The organism is Burkholderia sp. 10_S31, assembly GCF_056930375.1.
This window is the reverse complement of record NZ_JBXOWK010000003.1, coordinates 3671160-3688279: the sequence shown is the minus strand read 5'-3', so window position 1 is coordinate 3688279 and position 17120 is coordinate 3671160. Positions and strand designations below refer to the sequence as shown.

General features: G+C 64.5%; 19 protein-coding genes and 1 tRNA gene. 7 read left to right on the top strand and 13 right to left on the bottom strand.

The window, feature by feature from the left end:
- Positions 1-635 precede the first annotated feature (635 nt).
- The gene (locus tag AC1Z3W_RS37325; protein WP_483509525.1) at positions 636-2600 is read right to left on the bottom strand and encodes a hypothetical protein; all 1965 of its coding nucleotides are present in this window, start codon (positions 2598-2600) and stop codon (positions 636-638) included.
- Positions 2601-2697: 97 nt separating this feature from the next.
- On the opposite strand from AC1Z3W_RS37325, the gene AC1Z3W_RS37320 reads away from it, so the two are divergent.
- Entirely contained in the window at positions 2698-3009 is a 312-nt protein-coding gene (locus tag AC1Z3W_RS37320; protein ID WP_483509524.1) for a hypothetical protein, read from the top strand.
- Positions 3010-3180: 171 nt separating this feature from the next.
- On the opposite strand, the gene AC1Z3W_RS37315 is transcribed toward AC1Z3W_RS37320, so the two are convergent.
- The 7 genes from AC1Z3W_RS37315 to AC1Z3W_RS37285 all read right to left on the bottom strand — a co-directional run bounded on the left by AC1Z3W_RS37315 (position 3181) and on the right by AC1Z3W_RS37285 (position 7399).
- On the bottom strand, positions 3181-3453 hold the full coding sequence (locus AC1Z3W_RS37315) for a CopG family ribbon-helix-helix protein (protein ID WP_483509523.1): 273 nt from the start codon (positions 3451-3453) through the stop codon (positions 3181-3183).
- A 93-nt stretch (positions 3454-3546) separates the two neighbouring features.
- A complete protein-coding gene (locus AC1Z3W_RS37310) occupies positions 3547-4755 on the bottom strand; it encodes a tyrosine-type recombinase/integrase (RefSeq protein ID WP_483509522.1) in 1209 nt (402 codons plus the stop codon).
- Between the two features lie 192 nt (positions 4756-4947).
- Positions 4948-5023, bottom strand: a tRNA-Ala gene (locus AC1Z3W_RS37305).
- A gap of 65 nt (positions 5024-5088) precedes the next feature.
- Positions 5089-5448: a c-type cytochrome gene (locus AC1Z3W_RS37300; RefSeq protein ID WP_057930011.1), complete on the bottom strand. Its 360-nt coding sequence runs from the start codon at positions 5446-5448 to the stop codon at positions 5089-5091.
- On the bottom strand, positions 5445-6242 hold the full coding sequence (locus AC1Z3W_RS37295; protein WP_124834604.1) for a BON domain-containing protein: 798 nt from the start codon (positions 6240-6242) through the stop codon (positions 5445-5447). The genes AC1Z3W_RS37300 and AC1Z3W_RS37295 overlap by 4 nt, the downstream gene beginning before the upstream one ends.
- A 17-nt stretch (positions 6243-6259) precedes the next feature.
- Positions 6260-6844, bottom strand: a complete 585-nt coding sequence (locus AC1Z3W_RS37290; protein WP_057930012.1) for an SIS domain-containing protein — start codon at positions 6842-6844, stop codon at positions 6260-6262.
- Positions 6845-6970: 126 nt separating this feature from the next.
- Entirely contained in the window at positions 6971-7399 is a 429-nt protein-coding gene (locus AC1Z3W_RS37285) for a YraN family protein (protein WP_483509643.1), read from the bottom strand.
- Positions 7400-7445: 46 nt separating this feature from the next.
- Here AC1Z3W_RS37285 and rsmI point away from each other — a divergent pair, with 46 nt between their 5' ends.
- Positions 7446-8324: a 16S rRNA (cytidine(1402)-2'-O)-methyltransferase gene (gene rsmI, locus AC1Z3W_RS37280; RefSeq protein WP_124834605.1), complete on the top strand. Its 879-nt coding sequence runs from the start codon at positions 7446-7448 to the stop codon at positions 8322-8324.
- A 95-nt stretch (positions 8325-8419) separates the two neighbouring features.
- Here rsmI and AC1Z3W_RS37275 read toward each other — a convergent pair whose 3' ends face one another.
- Positions 8420-9028, bottom strand: coding sequence for a septal ring lytic transglycosylase RlpA family protein (locus AC1Z3W_RS37275; protein ID WP_124834606.1), 609 nt, complete (start codon positions 9026-9028; stop codon positions 8420-8422).
- A 656-nt stretch (positions 9029-9684) separates the two neighbouring features.
- On the opposite strand from AC1Z3W_RS37275, the gene AC1Z3W_RS37270 reads away from it, so the two are divergent.
- The 3 genes from AC1Z3W_RS37270 to AC1Z3W_RS37260 all read left to right on the top strand — a co-directional run bounded on the left by AC1Z3W_RS37270 (position 9685) and on the right by AC1Z3W_RS37260 (position 11535).
- Positions 9685-10329 carry an MBL fold metallo-hydrolase gene (locus AC1Z3W_RS37270; protein WP_057930015.1) on the top strand — a complete coding sequence of 215 codons (645 nt, stop codon included), beginning with the start codon at positions 9685-9687 and terminating at the stop codon, positions 10327-10329.
- On the top strand, positions 10326-10985 hold the full coding sequence (locus AC1Z3W_RS37265; RefSeq protein WP_057930016.1) for a 3'-5' exonuclease family protein: 660 nt from the start codon (positions 10326-10328) through the stop codon (positions 10983-10985). The genes AC1Z3W_RS37270 and AC1Z3W_RS37265 overlap by 4 nt, the downstream gene beginning before the upstream one ends.
- A 79-nt stretch (positions 10986-11064) precedes the next feature.
- Positions 11065-11535, top strand: coding sequence for an Lrp/AsnC family transcriptional regulator (locus AC1Z3W_RS37260; RefSeq protein ID WP_006477376.1), 471 nt, complete (start codon positions 11065-11067; stop codon positions 11533-11535).
- Between the two features lie 27 nt (positions 11536-11562).
- Here AC1Z3W_RS37260 and AC1Z3W_RS37255 read toward each other — a convergent pair whose 3' ends face one another.
- From AC1Z3W_RS37255 to AC1Z3W_RS37245, 3 genes are all read right to left on the bottom strand, one after another.
- A complete protein-coding gene (locus AC1Z3W_RS37255; RefSeq protein ID WP_124834607.1) occupies positions 11563-12720 on the bottom strand; it encodes a cation diffusion facilitator family transporter in 1158 nt (385 codons plus the stop codon).
- A gap of 238 nt (positions 12721-12958) precedes the next feature.
- Entirely contained in the window at positions 12959-13252 is a 294-nt protein-coding gene (locus tag AC1Z3W_RS37250) for an H-NS histone family protein (protein ID WP_039324408.1), read from the bottom strand.
- 355 nt (positions 13253-13607) lie between these two features.
- On the bottom strand, positions 13608-14267 hold the full coding sequence (locus AC1Z3W_RS37245) for a HugZ family pyridoxamine 5'-phosphate oxidase (protein WP_483509521.1): 660 nt from the start codon (positions 14265-14267) through the stop codon (positions 13608-13610).
- Positions 14268-14306: 39 nt separating this feature from the next.
- On the opposite strand from AC1Z3W_RS37245, the gene AC1Z3W_RS37240 reads away from it, so the two are divergent.
- Together AC1Z3W_RS37240 and AC1Z3W_RS37235 are read left to right on the top strand one after the other, a co-directional pair.
- On the top strand, positions 14307-14474 hold the full coding sequence (locus AC1Z3W_RS37240; RefSeq protein ID WP_483509520.1) for a hypothetical protein: 168 nt from the start codon (positions 14307-14309) through the stop codon (positions 14472-14474).
- A gap of 70 nt (positions 14475-14544) precedes the next feature.
- Complete coding sequence (locus tag AC1Z3W_RS37235) at positions 14545-15759, top strand: MFS transporter (protein ID WP_057930020.1); 1215 nt, start codon at positions 14545-14547, stop codon at positions 15757-15759.
- Positions 15760-15857: 98 nt separating this feature from the next.
- Here AC1Z3W_RS37235 and AC1Z3W_RS37230 read toward each other — a convergent pair whose 3' ends face one another.
- A complete protein-coding gene (locus AC1Z3W_RS37230) occupies positions 15858-17000 on the bottom strand; it encodes a branched-chain amino acid ABC transporter substrate-binding protein (RefSeq protein WP_057930021.1) in 1143 nt (380 codons plus the stop codon).
- Between the last annotated feature and the right edge of the window lie 120 nt (positions 17001-17120).

The window sequence follows — 17120 nt, the reverse complement described above, 5'->3', positions numbered from 1 at the left end:
GCGAAGGAAATAGGTGGAACAGAAAATATTTTTGACGTCCCGTCCGAGCAACGTGCTTCGAAGAACGCGAGCCGCAGAATCGGACGAGTGACTCGACAAACTACCGCATAGTGATGAGTTACCACAGGCACCACACACGCAGAATCCAAGATCGCCGAATGCACAATCGTTAAGGGAGACGCTGGCGAACTTACGCATGCCGACAGAGAGACTTAGTCGGATACGGCCACGGGCTGCTTACGCGCGCATCACAAACTGAGATACGCGGACGAGCGGACATCTGATCGCTACCGGTCAAACTGAGTCTGCCGATCGAAGCGACGCACAGTCTTCTCCTTTGAAATTTCGTCTGCGGGATCTCGCGAACTGCAACCCTCGAGCGAACATACCAAGACTATCGCTCTAGCAATCTCGGCCGGCACAATGATCTGCATCGACCGAATATGCTCGCGGACTTTCGGCAAGAGACTAAGGAATTGCACGAATGACCTCACAGACTCAACACGTTGACCATGCAGAAAATATCGCGCTTCTTGGCGAAAAAACGGTATTGCAGAAGTGATGGCAGGATTGGCTTGCGCCGGTTTTGGACGCCATGCGCAGATAACGCGGCGAAATCGTCTCGACGTGAAACATCAGTGCTCCGGGTTCTCGGGATCAAAGACTGTCAGCTCCCTCGGTGCGAAGGGACGCTCAGCGATTTCGAGCCTCCCGATCACCCCGCACAAACGCTCCATATCGTCGCGCTCCGGGAACGCCTCGACGTAGGCCCTGACCGCCCGTAACCACGGTTCCGTGTCCCGAAGATCAACCTCGTACGGCGCGGATTCGCATTCGCCCGGAAAGTCGTAATCCTCCCAGACCCAGAAGCAACGCCCCGTGTCGCGGAAGTCAGCCATCCATCGCTCCGCATCCAGCAGCAGTGACAGCGCACGATCGCCGGCCTGCGCTGGCGGCATCAACACAACAGCGAGCGCTTCAAGATACTTCCAGTAGAGCTCGCAGCCGATGGGCATCCCTAACGAATCGTCGTCCGGGCTCTCCATGCGGGCCTGCTGGTAACCAATGATGCCCGTCTTTTCGCTGGTCAACGATTGCGCGTGCAACGCAATGTCCGCGCACTGAGCGAGTTCGCCGCGCACGAGACGATCGTGGAATAGGTAGGCCAGCGTCCGCAGTCCGAGCGAGTCGCTGCGCGTCTTCCGTTCTTCCAGCGATGTGGCATGCCAGTGATCCAGCGACGCCAGCACGCCACGCATCCCGTCGATATTCACCGCATGGAATTGCCACAGGCGAATCATCATGTCGTCGGATAGGATGTGCTTCCTGAAGTCGACCGACTTCCAAGTCACGAACCGCTCGCGGAGGCTCTCCCACTGTGCGTCGTAGCCGTCGAGCCGTAATGCCCAACTCAGGTGTAGCAGCTTGAATTCGCGCGCGGTATCCATGTACGTGCGCATCTCGGTATAGCGTCCCACGTGACGCCGCCGCTCGTCGAACAAAAGTTCGAGCGCCTGTTGTTCGAACGGCGTCAGCACTGGCACGCTCCCGCTCTCCGCATCTTCCTGTCGCCAGTAGTCGCAAGGCCGCCTTAGCGACGAGCTCACCTCGATGGCCTCAGGCACCGAGTCCAGCAAGGCCCCGCGCTGGCCCACAACTTTGGTGAACACGGCATCAACGAACAGGTTACGGATCATGCTCAACCGATCCTCGTGCTCGTACGACAACGCGCCGTCATCGGTCTTTGGCCAGTTCAGTAGGGCACTAGGCACGACCTCGTTTAAGGTGACGTGAGCTTCGTACGCCCTGGAACCGGCTTCGTCGGCAAGTTCGCGCTCCATTGATTCGTGTGCGGACATCGGCTCGGCCATTTCGACCGCATTGATTTCATGACGCCGCATCAGGCTGACGGCGGCTTTGCGCTGCCGCAATAGGACCATCACGCGGATGAACCAAGCCCGCGACTGCTTCGGATCGATCTCTACTGCACGCATCGCTTTCTCGTTCGCAGTAACATAGTCGCCGAGCGCAAAATACGCGTCGGCCTGCTCAGTCAGTTCATTAGCCGATGGTGCGCCGAGGCGTCCGCGTTCCTCCAAACGCTCGAGACGCTGCACCGCATGCAGCGCGAACGGCAACGCGCCACGCGACTCGACGAACTCCGGCACCGATCGAAGCGCGTCGTCGATGCGCACCTTCCTCAAGTCCGGCTTCTCACCGACGAGCAGGGCGCTCAGCGCATCCATGCGCCGTGCCCAGTAATCGTAGGCATCGCGGCGCCGCTGCAAGTTGTCAGCGGCGAACTTCAGTCGAGCGGTCAAGTCGGCATCGGAGAATTCGCCCAACACGATCTTGCGGACGATTTGTGTGCTGCCAACGAAGATTTCGTCTAGGTTGAGGACATTCATCACCAAGGCGTCGGTCTTCCCTCTTTCCAACTTGCCCTGCTGTTTCTCTGGCGTTTTGCAGCCGCCTTCGAACAGTTCCCCCTCCCAGAGATACTTGACCAAGGTAACGCGCAGGCCATCCGGACACGGTGCCTGTCCGGTCAACCGTTCAATCGTCGCGAGAACTCCGTTCGGATCTTTCTTATTAGCCATTGAGCCTCCGTAAAAGGGGCGCCTGCACGCCCCCGTATCCGCGATGTTATCGATCCGAGCCCGACTTCCCGCCAACCCGGCTTTGCTGATACGTCCGATGCTGCGGATTGCGCTGATTCGCCGTGTTGTCCCTCGCCTGCTGGTGAGTCTTATTGTTCGGATTGCTCTGGTTGGCTTTGTGATTGGCTTCGCTGCGTTTCATAGTGGTTCTCCACCAGTGGTTGAAATCCAGCAGCGTGCAGATGTGAACGTCACAGAAAAGGGAATTTTCCACGTCGATGTCAACGCGCGCGATGACGACTTGTTCCGTTTCCATATCCGCTTCGCGTTGACGCCGGATGATCAAGATCGTCACGGCTTCGGTATCGACACGGTACCGGACCTCATACTGGCCGTCGCCAATCGATAAGCCATTCAGGAAGGCCTCGTCGAGATCATGAACAGGGCGGTTAGCCGGGGCGGGCGAATCGGCACGTTAACGCCGGCGCGAATCGATTGGATTGCGCCTGGCTGCGCAGCACCTTGTAGGCAACAAAACTTTGGAGGCGAGCGATCGTGTGTTGTGCAGTTCGGCTCCAGATCACTCGAGGCATGCGGGCGGCTCCGCGTCCTCACCGGCCTGGAGCTTAGCAAGGTAAGCGTCCATTTCCTCGTGAGTGACGTGCAGGCCGGTCGCCTGATAGGCCTGCCACGTCTGCATCGCTTCTTGCTTGAACGACTCGCGGTTTTCTTCCCGCTCGACATACTGTGCGATTGCTTCGCGCATGATCCAGTGCGGCGTGCGCCGGGGCCGCTTGGCCAAATGCCATACTCGCTCCTGCAGGAGTGCATCGAGCTTGATTGAAGTTGCCATATCAACTGGAATTCCAAGGTATCGCCCTGCATCAGGCTGAGCGATCCGTTGGCGAAAATCAATCGGCGGTCCCAACGGCCACTACGGAGTGAATTAACGGCTGTTCTGCTGATCCACGTTCGCCCCCTCCTTCAGCCGATCCAGGTAATCGGCCCATGCCTGCATCATCAAGATCCGATCGTCGATAAACCGGGTCCGGTTGTAGGCGCTACCGAGTGCGTCTGGCACTCGGTGGGCTAGCTGGTGCTCGATGACCTCGGCTGGGAAGCGGAGGCGCTCGTGAAGGATGGTTCGCGCCATCGCCCGAAAACCGTGACCGGTGATTTCGGTTTTTGTGTCATAGCCGAGCCGCTGGAGCGCAGCATTGATCGCCGCGCCGCTCATTGGTTTTCTGCGATCGCGCCCCGGAAAAACATGGCGCCATTGTCCTGTCAGTGCCTGAAGCTCTTTCAGTATCTCGACCACCTGCGTTGCCAGCGGCACCAGATGCTCGGTCTTCGTCTTCGAAACGGTATAACGCCACTCGCGCTGCTCCAAGTCAAACTGCATCCATTCGGCCTGCCTCAGCTCACCGGGCCGCACGAACAGCAGCGGCGCCAACTGGAGCGCAGCGCGCACGACGAACGTGCCCGAAAAACTATCGAACGAGCGCAGCATCTCGCCGACCTTCTCGGGGTCCGTGATCGACGCAAAATGGGTATGCTGGTTGGGCCGCAGAGCCCCACGTAAGTCGGCGCTCACATCACGCAGCGCACGGCCAGTCGCGACCGCATAACGGAAGATCTGTCCGCAGTTCTGGTGGATGCGATGCGCAGTATCATTCGCCCCGCGCTTTTCAGCTCGGCGCAGCACTTCGAGCACTTCAGGCGCGGTGATGTCCGCGATCGGACGAGGACCCAGCCACGGAAGAACGTCCTTCTTAAGGCGCCCCATTATTTTTTCCGAATGGCTTGTTGCCCAAGTGGGTTCCTGCCTTTCGAACCACTCGAGCGCCACGGCCTCGAACGTGCAGGCGGCGTTGAGCCGCGCCATGCGCTTCTTGTCTTTCTTAGCCTGGCCGGGGTCAATACCATCCGCGAGCATCGCGCGAGCTTCGTCGAGTTTCCTGCGGGCGTGAGCGAGCGTGACATCCGGATAAACGCCCAGCGCCAGCCGCTTCTCCCGGTCGTTGAATCGATACTTCAGGCGCCAGTACTTTCCGCCAGACGGCGAAATCTCCAGATACATCCCGCGGCCATCCGAAATTCGGTACGTCTTCTCTTTGGCAACCGCGCGGCGAACTTCCAGATCCGTAAGTGGCATGGGGCTCTCCCGGTCTGTGGGGGGCATAAATTCTCGCCAAGGGCGAGAAAATGACCTGATTTCCCCAACCGTGCTCCGAAATGCCCCCGGCTGTCAACGGAACCCATGATCCTGGAATGGAAACAAAAAACCCCGCGAGCCTTACTGGTTGCGGGGTTTGCGGACTTCTTTGGAACTGCTAGGTATATCGAATGGTGGAGCGGAGGAGGATCGAACTCCCGACCTTCGCATTGCGAACGCGACGCTCTCCCAGCTGAGCTACCGCCCCAACAGACAACCATCATACACATCCATTTCCGCGCTTGGCAATAGGGTTTCAGTCACCCCGACGCGTCACTTCGATGGCGCGCCGGCCAGCACCCATTCGACCACGGAATGCAGATCCGCGTCGCTCATGCGCGGGTGCGCCGGCATCGGAATCGCACCCCAGACGCCGGATCCGCCGTCCTTCACCTTCTTCGACAGCTTCGCGACGGCCTGCGGATCGGCCTTATAGCGGGCGGCGATATCCTTGAACGACGGGCCGACGAGCTTGCGGTCCACCGCGTGACAGCCCATGCATGCGTTGCTGCGCGCGACCTTCAGGCCGTCGCCGACATCCGCATGCGCCGTGCCGAGCGCACCAGCCGCGAGCGCCGCGGCCGCGGCGCCCCGCACCATCCATTGCGTGAACTTCATCTGCGTCGACTTCATTGCGGCGTTGCCTTCGGGTTGCCCGGGTGCACGCTCGACGAATTCGAGATCGGCGCGGGCGGTTGCAGCGGCGTGGACTGGACCGACGCATCGGGCACCGCACCGACCGTCGCGGAATCCACGGGCGCGGCGGCGGCCTGCGCGCCGGACGCATCGCTCGGCGACGCAGCCTGCAAGGCCTGCGCGTCCTGCGGCTGGATGTACTGGAACACCTTCACGACCTTCTCGACACCCGGCACCTGGCTTGCCGCATCGGCACCGCGATTGCCTTCGTCGACCGTCACGAGACCCATCAGGTAGATGTTGCCGCGCTCGCTGACGACCTTGTAGTAGTTCGCCGACAGCCCCTTCGTCGCGATGAACTCGGACTTCACGCGTCCTTCGAGGTACGAGTCGTTCGCGCGCGACGACAGCGACGATGCCGGCTCGACCGACAGCTCGTTGACGATCGCGTTCACATTGTTGATGCCGCGCACAATTTCCTCGGCGCGCTGCTTCGATGCATTGTTCGGCACTTCGCCCGTCAGCAGCACGCGGCGGTTGAACACCGTCACGTTCACGTGCGACTGGTCCGGCAGCCCGTTGTTGATCTGCGTGAGCGACTTGACCTGGATCTCGCGATCCTCGGTCTGCGCGCCGAGCGTACGGCGATCGGTCGCGATCAGCGCGCCGCCGCCGGCCGCCGCGCCGAGCACGCCGAGCACGCACCCCTGCAGCGACAACGCGAGGCCCGCCGTCAGCGCGGCGAGCAACGTGGTTCTGACGAGCGTCTGTTTGACGCGGCTTTGATTCATCGACGGCTCTCCTTCGTTCAATCCTCACCCAGCAGCATCGCGTCGATGCCGTCGCACAGGCAGTGGATGGTCAGCAGATGGACTTCGTGGACGCGTGCCGCGCGCGAGGCGGGCACGCTGATCGGAATATCGGTGTCGGACAGCGCGGCCTCGACGGCGTGGCCGTCGCCGCCGGTCAGCGCGACGACGGTCATCTCGCGCTCGTGCGCCTCGTCGATCGCGGCCAGCACGCGCGGCGACGCGCCGCTCGCGTCGAGCACCAGCAGGATGTCGCCGGTCTGCCCGAGCACGCGCACCTGCTGCGCGAACAGCTGGTCCGCAGCGGCGGCCCCCGTGAGGCCGCCCTGCGACGCATCGGTGGCCAGCGCGATCGCGGGCAGGCCCGGACGCTCGCGCTCGAAGCCGCCGACAAGCGACACAGCAAGGTAGTGCGCGGCGGCGGCCGACGGGCCGTCCCCGCACGCGACGATCTTGTTGCCGTTCGCCAGCGCGGCGAACATCGCGTCGACCGCGGCTGCGATCGGCAGCGGCAGCGCGTCGGCCGCTTCGGCGTGAAGCGCGGCGCTGTCGCGGAAATGTTGCTGAATACGTTCGACTGACATCGATTCCTGGTGAACTGGGCGCGTGGCACGCCGCGCGCAACGTCATGGGTGCGGCGAGTTTACCGCACTCCGGCACACTCCCCGAGGGTATGGCAAGAACTCTTTACATCTCGTCACAGCTCGCGGCTATGCATCATCGGCACGAAATGCGTCGCGCAGCCATTCGAGCCGGCCGGCCTCGAACGCGACGACGTCGAAACGGCACGCGGCACCCGCACCGTGCCGCACCCAGAAATGGAGCGCGGCCGCGACCAGGCGCCGCCGCTTGCGCCAGCCGACGCTCGCGGCAGCGCCGCCGTGCCGCGTGCTGCGCCGCGCGCGCACCTCGACGAACACGAGCGTGCCGTCGGGTGTGCGCATCACGAGATCGAGCTCGCCGCCGCGCATCGTCACGTTCGCCGCGACGAACGCGAGACCGCGGCGTTCCAGGAACTGCCGCGCGCGCTGCTCGAATGTCGCCCCCACCGATCTGGATCGCGCCGGGCAGGAAAAGTTGCCGCTACCATGCGGCGAACCGCACCCGTCGCCCGGCGCGACCGGCTCCGCGTGGCACAATGCCGTCCTTGTTCCGCTTGCGCCGCGATTGCGCGCATTGCCTGCCATGACTGCCCTCCTCGAACTCGCGCAAACGCAGCATTACCCGGACGCCGCGCTCTACGTGGTCGCGACGCCGATCGGCAACACCGCCGACATCACGCTGCGCGCGCTGCACGTGCTCGGCCTCGCCGACCGCATCGCAGCCGAAGACACCCGCAACACGGGCCAGCTGCTGGCCCGCTACGGCATCTCGAAACCGCTCGTCGCCGTGCACGAGCACAACGAACGCGAAGCGGCGCTGCGCGTGATCGAGCTGCTGCGCGCGGGCGAACGCGTCGCGTACGTGTCGGACGCCGGCACGCCCGGCATCTCGGACCCGGGCGCGCGGCTCGTCGACACCGTGCGCGCGGCCGGCTTCGCGGTGATTCCGCTGCCGGGCGCGAGCGCGGCCGTGACCGCGCTGAGCGTGGCGGGCGACTGGGCCGGTGCGTTCACGTTCGCGGGCTTCCTGCCGCCGAAGGCGAAGCAGCGTGCGAGCGCGCTGCAGGCGCTCGTGCAGCACCCGTACGCGCTGGTGTTCTACGAAGCGCCGCACCGGATCGCCGAGACCGTCGCCGCACTCGCCGACGCGTTCGGCCCCGCGCGCCGGCTGCTGATCGCGCGCGAGCTCACCAAGTTACACGAGCAGCTGTTCCAGGGCACCCTGGCCGAAGGACAGAGCTGGCTCGCGGGCGATGCGAACCGGCAGCGCGGCGAGTTCGTGCTGGTCGTCGAAGGCGCGCCGGCCGACGGCGGCGAAACCGACGACACCGCGCACGACGCGCTGCTCAAGCTGCTGCTGGAAGAAGTGCCGGTGAAGAGCGCGGCGAAGCTCGCGGCCGCGTTGACGGGCGCATCGCGCAACGCGCTGTATGCACGCGCGCTCGTGCTGAAGGACGGCTGACGGGCGAGCGCGGGCGGCACCCGCCGCCCGGCCCGCGAAAATGCAAAAGGGCTGCCCGAAGGCAGCCCTTTTGCATGGGCGGACGAGCCGCCGCGTTACTTCGACGACAGCGACGCGAACATTTCGTCGCGGGCCTCGCGCGCTTCCTGCGGCGACAGCCCTTCGATCTTCACGCGGCCCGTGCCGGCATGTACGAGGCCGATCATCTTGGCGGCCGCATACGACAGATCGAGCACGCGGCCGCGCTTGTACGGCCCGCGATCGTTGACCTTCACGACGACCCACTTGCCGGTCGATGCGTTCGTCACCCTGATGTACGAGGACAGCGGCAGCGTGCGGTGCGCGGCAGTCAGCGCGTTCATGTTGAAGCGCTCACCGTTCGCGGTGCGGCGGCCGTGGAAATCCCGGCCATACCACGACGCCCGACCCGTCTGGCGGAAGTCGGACACGTCCTTGCCGTCGATCGGCTCGGCGTCCGCCAGCGACGACTTCTTCGCGTCCTTGCTGTCGGCAGCCGGCATCGATGCCAGCGCGGAATCGAAATTCAGTTGCTTGTCGTCGTCCGCCTTGGCGGCCGCGGCCGTCTTGTTGACCGCGTTCTTCTGGTTGGCGCTGCCGGTGGTCTGGCTGGGTGGCACCGCACAGCCCGTCAGCGCAAAAAATAATGCGATGGTCCCGAATCGAGTCGGAAAACGAAAATTCATCGACGTGTCGCCTTCTGGTTCGGGCCGCACGCTACAACGCTGCTCAACAACGCAGATACGCGGCCCGGACGGCAAATGCGTGCACGCCCCGCTCGGATGCGAGCAGGCGGCTAGCATGGGCGCGGCTTTCGTCTCTGCCGCAACCGTCCTGATTAGTTTTCACGTCTGGCGCAACCTGTCCCCGGCAGCCTGACCAGACCCCACATGCCGCCATCGAACATGGCTTCACGTTCGCGCGCGTCGAAACGACCGACTCACAGGAACGGCGGCACAGGCCTCATCCGGCGGCGCGGCAGCAGGGCCGCTGGCGGGCGCGCAGCACCCGGCCGGACAAGACGTGAGCACCGAATATTCGGTGCTGGATACACCGCCGGACTCCCCGGCGGCTGATGCTTGACGGTGCTTCCGACGCCCCCTTTTTAACGGGGCCGAAACACCAGCGAATTGCGTGAAACTCACGCTCAATGGGGCGCATTATACATAAACCAAAAGGTCGCCCCGAAAAGCACCCCCTTCGGACCATTGATTCTCACTATGGCCGTAACAATCGACATGCTCCGGGAATGCCCGTAGCCGTACGCTGGGGCGTGCGTCGCGCGACCGACAAGCGGCCCGCGCGACCGGTACAATCGCTCCTTTTAGCCGCCGGTGCCTCCATGAAAGTCACGCTCATTCCGGTCACGCCGTTCCAGCAGAACTGCTCGCTGCTCGTCTGCGAAAAGACCGGCCGTGCCGCCGTCGTCGATCCGGGCGGCGATCTCGAACGGATCGAACAGGAGATCGCGCGGCAGAACGTGCAGGTCGAGAAGGTGCTGCTTACGCACGGCCACGTCGATCACTGCGCGGGGGCGAAGGCGCTTGCGACGCACTACGGCGTGCCGATCGTGGGGCCGCAGGAAGACGAGCGCTTCTGGATCGAGCAACTGCCGATGCAGAGCCAGCGCTTCGGCTTCCCGGCCGCCGAAGCCTTCGAGCCGGACCACTGGCTGAACGACGGCGACACCGTGCAGTTCGGCGACGAGACGCTCGAGGTCTATCACTGCCCGGGCCACACGCCCGGCCACGTCGTGTTCTTCAGCCGCGCGCATCGCGTCGCGATCGTCGGCGACGTGCTGTTCGCCGGCTCGATCGGCCGCACCGATTTCCCGCGCGGCAACCATGCGGACCTCGTGCGCTCGATCAAGGAGAAGCTGTGGCCGCTCGGCGACGACGTCACGTTCGTGCCGGGCCACGGCCCGGTGTCGACGTTCGGCGACGAGCGTCGCACGAATCCGTTCGTGTCCGACAAGGTGTTCGGATGAACCAGACCGCCATCCCCGAAATCTACGTCAGCACCGACGTCGAGGCCGACGGCCCGATTCCCGGCCCGCACTCGATGCTGAGCTTCGCGTCGGCCGCCTATACCGAAGACAAGCAGTTGATCGCGACGTTCTCGGCAAACCTCGAGACGCTGCCCGGCGCCCAGGCCCATCCGGTGCAGGAAGCGTGGTGGAAGACGGAGCCGCAAGCGTGGGCCGCATGCCGGCGCGACCTGCAGGCGCCCGAGGCCGCGCTCGTCGCGTACGTCGAGTGGGTCGAGGCGCTGCCCGGCAAGCCGGTGTTCGTCGCGATGCCGGCCGGCTTCGATTTCACGTTCATGTTCTGGTACATGATGCGCTTCGCCGGACGCTGCCCGTTCTCGTGGTCGGCGCTCGACATCAAGACGCTCGCGTTCGCGATGACGGGCCTGCCGTACCGCAAGGCGATCAAGCCGCGCTTTCCGAAGCACTGGTTCGACGACCATCCGCACACGCACGTCGCGCTCGACGACGCGATCGAGCAAGGCGCGCTGTTCTGCAACATGCTCGCCGACCTGCGCCGTCAGCAGGCAGCGCTCGCGGGCCTCGCGGTGGCCGACACCGACCGGTCGGAACAGGCAGGGGCGGGACAAAACCCAACGGATCCGCGCGCAAATTAGCGAATCTCGCTCACCGGCACGCTGCCAGATTGCCTTTCCTTCCCCGGCCCTCTAACATTCAGCGTGTTGTAGCTGCCGCATGGAGGCGCAGGTGACGCTCGATTCCTTTTCGCAAAAAATCCTTCGCCTGTTGCAGCTCGACGCGCGCCGCTCCGTGCAGGAAATCTCCGACCAGGTCGGCCTGTCGAGCACGCCGTGCTGGCGCCGCATCAAGGACATGGAACAGTCCGGCGTGATCCAGCGCTACACCGCGCTGCTCGATCGCGAGAAGCTCGGCCTGCACGTGTGCGCGCTCGCGCACGTGCACCTGACCCGCCACAACGAAGGCGGCGTCGAGCAGTTCGAACGCGAGATCGCGACCTGCCCGGAAGTCACCGAGTGTTACAGCACGACCGGGGAAGCCGACTACATCCTCAAGATCGTCGCGCCCGACATCAAGGCGTACGACGTGTTCCTGCACGAACGGATCTTCAAGATCCCGGCCGTGTCGCAGGTGCGCACGAGCGTCGTGCTGCGCGAAATCAAGTTCGACACGCAACTGCCGCTGTAACGCACGCCCCGCGTTCGACGGCACCGCTCACGCCTGCGCAGGCAGCCCGCGCGTGAAGCCGATCCGGCGCGCGCCGAACTGGCGCTTCAGCGTGTCGACATCGAGCCGGCCGGCCAGCGCCGCGTCGGTCTCGCCTGCGCCGGCGTCCAGCGTCACGTCGATCTCGAGCCCCGTGCTCAGGTAGTGCAGGTTGATCGCGGCCGGATGCAGCCCGCGCTGCGCGAGCGCGGCCTCGAGCCGCGCCGTGATCTCGTCGCGCGGCGGCAGCGCGAGCGCCGGACGGCGCGCCGCATCGTTCTCCGGGTCGACATGGATCAGCGCGTCGAGCACGCGCGGATCGCTCAGCACGCGCGCACGCGCGGTTTCCGCGATGTAGTGCCCTTCGGACACGGAGATCATCGGATCGACGAGGATATGCGCGTCGACGAGCGCCGCATCGCCCATCTTGCGCGTGCGCAGGTCGTGCACGTCGCGCACGCCCGGCGTCGCCGCGAGCAGCGCGCGGATCTCGGCCGACGCGGTGGTGTCGAGTGCGCGATCCGACAGGTCCTGCAGGGCGTCATAGCCGAACGTCCAGCCCATCCGGGCGACCATGAAGCCGACGATCGCGGCGGCGATCGGGTCGAGCAGCCGCACGCCGGCGAGGCTGCCGACGATGCCGATCGCGACGACGAGCGACGACGCGGCGTCCGAGCGCGCATGCCATGCGTTCGCGACGAGCATCGCCGAGCGCACGCGCCGCGCCTCGCGCAGCATGTAGCGGAACAGCGCCTCTTTCGACACGAGCACGGTCAGCGCGACGATCAGCGCGGAAAAATGGACGGCCGGGATGTTCTCGAGGTTCACGAGACGGTTGCCGGCGCGCCAGAGCATGCCGATGCCGACCGCGATCAGGATCGCGCCGAGGAACAGCGACGCGACGGTCTCGTAACGGCTGTGTCCGTAATTGTGATCGGCATCCGGCGATGCACCACTATGCCGATTCGCAACCAGTACGACAAAATCCGAGATCAAATCGGAAATCGAATGGATGCCGTCGGCAATCAATGCCTGCGAATGCGCGACCACACCCACGACGATCTGAAACGTCGCGAGCACGACATTCAGCACGATACTGACGAAGGTGCTCTTGCGTGCGACCGCATGCTTATCCGCGCTTTGCGCGTCGCCAGAAAACGTGGACATGAAATACGAGATATCGGTTGGGATACGGAATTCTATCAAACGAACCCCGCGAGGCATTCCGATAACCTCAAATTTTCCATTTAAATCAATCGCTTATGCGAACGGGTCGCATTTTCATTCACGCGCCGTTTCTGACATTTTCATGACAACGCGCATAGGCATCGACGCCGGAATACGAAAAAGCCGCGCTCCTCGACGGATACGCGGCTCTTTTTGAAGCGACGACTTAAACAATCGTTTAAATCGCGAACTGTTCGCGGTTCTTGCCGGCGATCCAGCGCGGCGGCTTGCCGCGGCCCGACCACGTCGCGCCCGTTTCCGGATCGCGGTACTTGGCTGCCACGCCTGCGCGCGGGCGACCGACCTTGCCGGCTTTCGCGCGGCTGAGGCCGAGGTCGGCGAGCGAAAAGCCGTAGTCGGCAATTTTCTGCTTCACGTCATTCAGCACTTCGGCGTATTCGCGCGACTTCGCTTCTTCGATTTGCTTCTCCAGCTTCTCCCGCTGAGCCAGCAGGTCCTTGTAAGAAGACATAGTTTCCCTTTCTATATGACCAATGGCACCGGTCTGCAGCCGGCTCACCATTCATTGAGTATTGGTGCCTCGGATTTTCGAAGGCAGAGATTAGCACAAAAAAGATTTGATAGAAGCGGGATTCATGAAAATCCTGAGACCAATTGTAATTCGCGCATGTCATTCCGACCGGCCACGGCCTTATCTCAAATTTTCATGCGCTTGCATAGAGATTAGGACATTACCGATCCGGTAATAGGCCTATCAGTCTACGCAATTACCCTGCATGCGGAAAAATCAAAGCTTTCATCAGGTGACAAGTTGGCATAAATCGTATGGCGCGATTCGCTAAACGGACAAAACGGCATCCGCGGCGTCACGTCACATCGCGCGCGCAGGCCATCAATCGCTCGCGCAACGCGCCGGCGTCGCCCGGCAGCGGGTCGAACGGCGTGCGCACGCGGCGGCCGTCGCAGCGCCAGTCGGCGCCGTGGCGGTCGACACCGAGCAGGTCGAACCCGTCGCGGCGCGCGTCGCTCGAGTCGTACGCGTCCCACAACGCCCGTTCGTCGTCGAACCCGAGCGGCGGCAGCGTATCGAGCCCGGCGCCCTCCACCCAGCCCATTCGGCCGAACCCGCCGATATAGCGCAGCCGCTCGATGTCGAGCGCCCAGAAAGTGAAATCGCCGAGCGCGAGATAGCGCGCCGCGTCGGGTTCGTAGCGCGTGTAGCGCGCGACGACGTGCGGATCGTCGCCGAGTGGCACGAAGCGGCCGAGCAGCGTCGCGCGCTCGGCGTTCAACACGTCGCCGTCGGGCGCGTCGACGACGAGGAAGCCCGCGCGCGGATCGGCCGCGAGGTTGCGCGTGTGTTCGGCGAGGCCGCTCACGAGAATCACGGGCCGATGATTCGCATCGGGTGCAAACGGCACGACCGTCGGATAAGGAAAACCTTGCGGATCGCGCGCGTGGGTCGCGAGCGTGCCGAGCGCGCAGCGATGCAGCAGGTGTAGGGCAAGGGCGGGATCGATGTTCACGGTGACTCCTGCGGTCGGAAGGCCTGGGCGGCGGCAAGGATGGCGAAGGCGCCCGGCACGGGCAAGCTTCGGGCACGCCGCCCGCGCTTCGATGTTACCTGTGGCGGCGTCCCGCCGGGCATCGGCCGGATGGCGGACGCGACCCGCGCGAACGGCGTCGCGGCGATCGCGATCGGCCGGACGGCCGGCGCGCCGGCAAGTCCGTAAGCGGTTCGATAGAATCGGACGAATCCGACGGGCGCGACGCGCCCGCGCATCGTCCATTCAAGAGCGTTCCGTGTCCGAATCCTCCTCCCGATCCTCGTCCAACTTCGCCGCACCGCCCGACGCGCACCGCGTGCTGGCTTTGCCGGTTCGCCAGCGCGCACGCACGGCCACGATGGCGCTGTTCTTCGTCGCCGGCATGATGTACGCGTCGTGGGGCGTGCATGTGCCGACCGTGCGCGACAAGTTCGCGTTGAGCCCCGGGCTGCTGTCGATCGCGCTGTTCGCGGTCGCGGGCGGCTCGATCGCCGCGATGCTGACGATCGCGCGCTGGATCGCGCGCGTCGGCTCGCGCACCGCATGCCTCGCGGGCGGGCTCGTGATGTCCGCGTGCGCGGCGCTGATCCTCGTCGTGCCCGACTACTGGATGCTGCTCGTCGTGCTCGCGCTGTTCGGCTTCTCGATGGCCACGCTCGACGTCGCGATGAACGCCGAGGCGAGCGCGGTCGAGATCGCGCTCGGCAAGCCGATCATGTCGTCGCTGCACGGGATGTTCAGCATCGGCGGGATGTCGGGGGCGGCGATCGGCGGCGCGCTGCTGTCCGCCGGCATGGCACCGGCCGTGCATCTCGCGCTCGCAGCCGCCATCAACGCGGCGGTGCTGCTGGCCGCGAGCCCGGCCGTGCTGCCGCACGTCCCGCATCACGAACACGCGCACGGCGGCGGCAACCGCTGGCGCTCGCCCGCGCTGTGGATGCTCGGCGGCATCGCGCTGATCGCGCTGATCGCCGAAGGCGCGATGTACGACTGGGCGACGGTCTACATGCGCGACGTCGTCGCGGCGAGCCCCGCGCTCGCGAGCGCCGCGTATGCGGCATTCTCCGGCGGGATGGCGATCGCGCGTTTCGCGGGCGACGCCGTGCGCGCGCGGTTCGGCGCGCCGCAGCTCGTGTTTGCGAGCGCGTCGCTCGCGTGCGCCGGGATGGTCGGTGCGCTGCTGTTGCCGAATCCGATCGCCGTGCTGACAGGCTTCACGCTGATGGGCCTCGGCCTCGCGAACATGATGCCCGTGCTGTTCGCCGCCGCCGCGCGCGTGAAAGGCATCCATGCGGCCGAAGGTCTCGCGCACGTAGCCGGGCTCGCGTATTTCGGGCTGCTGTTCGGTCCGGTCGTGATCGGCGCGGTCGCGCAAACCGCGAACCTGACGGTCGGCCTGTCGGTCGTCGCGCTGTGCGCGGCGCTCGTCGCGGCCGTCGCGCCGAAGGTGCTTGCGCACCTGAAGATCTGACCCGCGGCGCCCCCCCGCCTGCCGCGGGCCACCAAAAAGAAAGCGCGCCCGCGTTGCCGCAGGCGCGCTTTCACCCCTTCTGTCGGCCGCTTGTCGGCTTACATCTTCACTTCGTCGAGCAGCGTCTTCTTGCCGCTCTTGTAGTTGTACAGCGAGATCACGCCGTGCTGCAGGTCGCCCTTCGAGTCGAAGGTCGTCTTGCCGATCACGCCCGTGTAGTTCGTCGCCGGCATTGCCGCGAGGATCTTCGCCGGATCCGTCGAGTTCGAGCGCTTCATCGCGTCGACGATGATGTACACGGCGTCATACGTGAACGGTGCGTAGATCTGGATCGGCTGGCCGAAGCGCTTCTCGTACTTCGCCTTGAACGCGGCACCGCCCGGCATCTTCTCGAGCGAAGCACCCGCTTCCGAGCACACGACGTTGTCGGTCGCGTCGCCGGCCAGGTCGGCCAGCTTCTCCGTGCACACGCCGTCGCCCGCGAAGATCTTCGCGCGCAGGCCGAGCTGCTTCGCCTGCTTCGCGAACGGGCCGCCGGTGGCGTCCATGCCGCCGTACATGATCGCGTCGGGATTCTCGCCCTTGATCTTGGTCAGAATCGCGCGGAAGTCGACCGCCTTGTCGTTGGTCGCGTCGTGCGACATCACCTTCAGGCCGAGCGCCTTCGCCTTCTTCTCGAACTCGTTCGCGAGACCCTGGCCGTAGGCGGTCGAATCGTCGACCACCGCAACGCTCTTGATGCCCTTCGAGTGCGCGTAGTTCGCGAGTGCCGGGCCCTGCTGCGCATCGGTCGCCACCACGCGATACGTGGTCTTGAAGCCTTGCTGCGTGTAAGCCGGGTTGGTCGCCGACGGCGAGATCTGCACGATGCCCGCATCGCTGTAGATCTTCGAGGCCGGGATCGACGTGCCCGAGTTCAGGTGGCCGACCACCGCGACGACCTTGTCGTCGACGAGCTTCTGCGCAACCTGCGTGGCCTGGCGCGGGTCGGCCGCGTCATCCTGCGCATCGAGTTGCAGCGTGATTTTCTGGCCGCCGATCGTGAGACCCTTGGCGTTGATCTCCTCGACTGCGAGACGTGCACCGTTTTCGTTGTCCTTGCCCAGGTGTGCAATGCCGCCCGTCAACGGCGCGACGTGGCCGATCTTGACGACTTGATCGGCGGCTGCGTTGCCTGCAGCTGCAGCACACAGCATCGCAGCTGCGGTGATCGGCAACAGCTTTTGCATCTTGATATTCATGTAAGTCTCCAGTTTCGGTCCCAATAAACGCCATCGCCCGGTGCCCCGCTGCCATCCCTGTGTTTGCAATCACTGGACGATTCGCCGGTTGCATCGTTCATGCACTTGGCCTCAAGCACG

What these genes read in the sequence shown, in the direction of transcription:
- AC1Z3W_RS37325 (WP_483509525.1), bottom strand. Translation starts at nt 2,600, where the DNA reads ATGGCTAATAAGAAAGATCCGAACGGAGTTCTCGCGACGATTGAACGG.
- AC1Z3W_RS37320 (WP_483509524.1), top strand. Translation starts at nt 2,698, where the DNA reads ATGCTGCGGATTGCGCTGATTCGCCGTGTTGTCCCTCGCCTGCTGGTG.
- AC1Z3W_RS37315 (WP_483509523.1), bottom strand. Translation starts at nt 3,453, where the DNA reads ATGGCAACTTCAATCAAGCTCGATGCACTCCTGCAGGAGCGAGTATGG.
- AC1Z3W_RS37310 (WP_483509522.1), bottom strand. Translation starts at nt 4,755, where the DNA reads ATGCCACTTACGGATCTGGAAGTTCGCCGCGCGGTTGCCAAAGAGAAG.
- AC1Z3W_RS37300 (WP_057930011.1), bottom strand. Translation starts at nt 5,448, where the DNA reads ATGAAGTCGACGCAGATGAAGTTCACGCAATGGATGGTGCGGGGCGCC.
- AC1Z3W_RS37295 (WP_124834604.1), bottom strand. Translation starts at nt 6,242, where the DNA reads ATGAATCAAAGCCGCGTCAAACAGACGCTCGTCAGAACCACGTTGCTC.
- AC1Z3W_RS37290 (WP_057930012.1), bottom strand. Translation starts at nt 6,844, where the DNA reads ATGTCAGTCGAACGTATTCAGCAACATTTCCGCGACAGCGCCGCGCTT.
- rsmI (WP_124834605.1), top strand. Translation starts at nt 7,446, where the DNA reads ATGACTGCCCTCCTCGAACTCGCGCAAACGCAGCATTACCCGGACGCC.
- AC1Z3W_RS37275 (WP_124834606.1), bottom strand. Translation starts at nt 9,028, where the DNA reads ATGAATTTTCGTTTTCCGACTCGATTCGGGACCATCGCATTATTTTTT.
- AC1Z3W_RS37270 (WP_057930015.1), top strand. Translation starts at nt 9,685, where the DNA reads ATGAAAGTCACGCTCATTCCGGTCACGCCGTTCCAGCAGAACTGCTCG.
- AC1Z3W_RS37265 (WP_057930016.1), top strand. Translation starts at nt 10,326, where the DNA reads ATGAACCAGACCGCCATCCCCGAAATCTACGTCAGCACCGACGTCGAG.
- AC1Z3W_RS37260 (WP_006477376.1), top strand. Translation starts at nt 11,065, where the DNA reads ATGGAGGCGCAGGTGACGCTCGATTCCTTTTCGCAAAAAATCCTTCGC.
- AC1Z3W_RS37255 (WP_124834607.1), bottom strand. Translation starts at nt 12,720, where the DNA reads ATGTCCACGTTTTCTGGCGACGCGCAAAGCGCGGATAAGCATGCGGTC.
- AC1Z3W_RS37250 (WP_039324408.1), bottom strand. Translation starts at nt 13,252, where the DNA reads ATGTCTTCTTACAAGGACCTGCTGGCTCAGCGGGAGAAGCTGGAGAAG.
- AC1Z3W_RS37240 (WP_483509520.1), top strand. Translation starts at nt 14,307, where the DNA reads ATGGCGAAGGCGCCCGGCACGGGCAAGCTTCGGGCACGCCGCCCGCGC.
- AC1Z3W_RS37230 (WP_057930021.1), bottom strand. Translation starts at nt 17,000, where the DNA reads ATGAATATCAAGATGCAAAAGCTGTTGCCGATCACCGCAGCTGCGATG.